2 protein-coding genes and 2 pseudogenes are annotated in these 2,806 nt (G+C 41.2%); 1 reads left to right on the plus strand and 3 read right to left on the minus strand.

Annotated features, from left to right (window positions below; translation table 11 throughout):
• Positions 1-381: 381 nt before the first annotated feature.
• The 3 genes and pseudogenes from CDG79_RS40025 to CDG79_RS45730 form a co-directional block, all read right to left on the minus strand.
• Positions 382-792 (minus strand): hypothetical protein, encoded by a 411-nt coding sequence (locus CDG79_RS40025; RefSeq protein ID WP_223278660.1) that lies wholly within the window; start codon positions 790-792, stop codon positions 382-384.
• 346 nt (positions 793-1,138) lie between these two features.
• Positions 1,139-1,575, minus strand: a pseudogene (locus tag CDG79_RS40035) (hypothetical protein).
• 119 nt (positions 1,576-1,694) lie between these two features.
• Positions 1,695-2,619: pseudogene (locus CDG79_RS45730) on the minus strand (transposase); the annotation flags it as partial.
• On the opposite strand from CDG79_RS45730, the gene CDG79_RS45120 reads away from it, so the two are divergent.
• A complete protein-coding gene (locus tag CDG79_RS45120; RefSeq protein ID WP_262985889.1) occupies positions 2,598-2,732 on the plus strand; it encodes a hypothetical protein in 135 nt (44 codons plus the stop codon). The pseudogene CDG79_RS45730 and the gene CDG79_RS45120 sit on opposite strands and share 22 nt — an antisense overlap.
• Positions 2,733-2,806: the final 74 nt, after the last annotated feature.

Raw genomic sequence — 2,806 nt, forward strand, 5'->3', positions numbered from 1 at the left:
GTTGTCGAAGACAAAAGATTTCATTGCCAGAGAGTCCGCTGATTGCAACCATGCCTTTGACTCCAGTAATTTAGATGAGTGTATAATAACCCCGTTCAAAATGGGGAGTTAGTCATTTATAACTGATTATCAAGGGATAAGCTAAGGCTTGGGCTTCAGCTATTACCCATTTGGGTTGCATTGCTGTACCGCAACGGACTTCTTGAGACTGAAAAACTGAATAGTCTTATAAAGTTGATATTCAGAATGGAACGGGCGGCAAAGGCTAGTCTATTGTGCGCTCATTAGATATCTTTGTCAATGTTGCTAAATGTTAAAGGAGAATCAAAAAAATAGTTACGTGAAAGCAAGGGTTAGAAGCAGGTTCTCTTTACTGCTGACTTAGGATTGTGGAAATATTCTTATCAATTGTAGTAATATAGCTTCTAAGCTATTTAGCGCAGCGTTAGTGGTTCTTTGATGTTCATCAAAATGACGTTGGTGTTCTTCAAAATTTCTTTGTTGCTGTTCCTGACTATCACGTAATTCAAGTAAAACATCATCTAAAACTGCACTACGACTTAATACACGGTCAACATTATTTGTTAAATCATTTACGTTATCAGTCAGATTATCAATCTTAGTGGTTAGTGCTGCTATAGCTTCAGTATTCCTAATAGCCAATACTTCAATACGGTCTAGTCTATTCGGTGCTTCAAAATCAGATTGGGTAGCATCCCCAACTCTTAAATCCGTTGATACTACTCCATCATTTTTACTACCAAACAAGCCAGGAAGCCATTTACCTAACATTGCTTTCTCCTCTCTAACTACTTAAAATCGGTATAAGTTTGGTGAACCTGTTGAACTTGTGAACCCATGTACCGGGTTATGCCATATATTGACACTATAAACATTACTGCCTGCTTCACTACGAGATAAAAGTGTGATCTGGCGCACGTTTGGCATATAGGGAACTAGCTCAACTAGTTTGTCCCGATAGGCAGCATAAACCAGGGCGCGTGGAAAAGGAATTTTGGTATCAGCACAGATGAGCATTAATTCATACCATATCTAAATATAGACAGAAGGGAAATTACCAAGAGGTTAGCGATGGCGTAACCGTCCACCGGATACCGTTGGCGAATTCCCCAAACAGCTAAACTAAACCGATTAGTTCAGTAATAAAACGATTGAGAACCTTCTGAGCAGTTTTATACCCAGTTGCTTACCTAACTTCAGTTCAGACAAAACACGGTCACGTAAAATTTCAAGTTCTGAAATAGTTGGCAACCCAACAGACTGTCTTTCGCTGGCGGGAGCAGATGTTAGGGGAAACTCCTTCTGCCATGTAATACTCGGTTGAGGTTCGTTTTCCCCCTGATGGGGAGATAAAAATTCTGAGTCCTCCCGTGTAATACTCGGCAAAGCGTTATACCTAACAATGTGTTCTAAATAATCAGCACGGGTTAAACCCAAACATTCAGAGGCAATACCGAGTGCTTTCCAAGTATCATCTGTTAGTCGCAAAGAGCGTACTTCACGATAATCATCATTCTTAAGCGCAAACTTCCCTTGAATATCCCGTTTGAACATAAACTCAACCGTGTATTACACCGTTAGTTTAACTTGAAATGACCAGGTTTACCGCGTAATATACGGAGAAAGCCTCAAATTATATTAATGTTTGAGCAACAAGTAATCACGGATATTTTTTAGCACGCAGTAGAGTCTGCCAGTCTCGCAAAGTGTGAGGAGCGAGTTTTAGCCCGTGGGAGATCCTCCAACCAAGCGAAAACTCGACTTAAATTGATAGCGGCAGCCGTCAGGATATGCTGTAGATGAGTTTTAGCTAGCCCAATATAACGGCAATCGCGCATTTCAAAGGCGCGGATTCCTTGAGAAATAGTTCCTTCAATGCCTGAGCGCAGTGCATACTGTTGTTGAAACTGTTCAGTTTTTTGTCGCTCTCTAGCTTTCTGGAGGACTTCGCGATCAGATTGCCCGCGCACAAGTCAAGCTACGTGGCTTGGTTTGTGCGCGGGTACAGTCAGAGCGAACAGGACAAATTGAACAATCGCCAGCACGGAAGTTAATACGAATTACTTGGTTTCCATAAGCATCTTGAGTTTTTTTCCAACGGCTACTGCACTTGCCTTGAGGACAATAGGCTGTTTTTTGCTTCCAGTTGATTTGAAAGTGGGATAGATCAAATCCCAAACCTGCTTTTGATTGCCATCCGACATCAAGAGGTACTCGACCAAACAGATCAATGTCATAGTCGTGTTGGGAATTAGAAAGCAATTGTGCTGAAGTGTATCCTTAGTCAACTAAATGTTTCTCAGGTAAAAGTTCTTTTTCAGCCAAAGCTTGATGGATTGACGGTATCACTGTCTGGTCGGGACTGGTAGCAGGAGTCGTTATTACATGAGTGATGATTGATGGTACATCTTCATCGCAACTTTCTGTTAGATGCACTTTATACCCTGTCCACTTAGTAGTGCGTTTAGTACTGTTACGTGCATCTAAATCATAAGCAGACCAAATTCTTAATGCTGAAGGTGGCCCATCTTTTTCATTACGTAACTCAATTTTATCCGTGGGTGCATGATATCGCAATGGCAGACAAACTTGACTTAACCCCAGAAAAAGTTCGGATCAAAGATAGCTACCGAGAGCGGATATTTGCCGAATCACAGCAACTAGGTAAAAGTTACCTGGAGACGCTTTACTTTGGGACTTCCAGAAAATAAACTATTCCATTATCAATAATGATAATCATTTAAAAGGGGAATGAAGTGGCTGCCGTAGGCAGCCACTTCATTCC

The organism is Nostoc sp. 'Peltigera membranacea cyanobiont' 232 (genome assembly GCF_002245985.1).
Taxonomy (GTDB): Bacteria; Cyanobacteriota; Cyanobacteriia; order Cyanobacteriales; family Nostocaceae; genus Nostoc.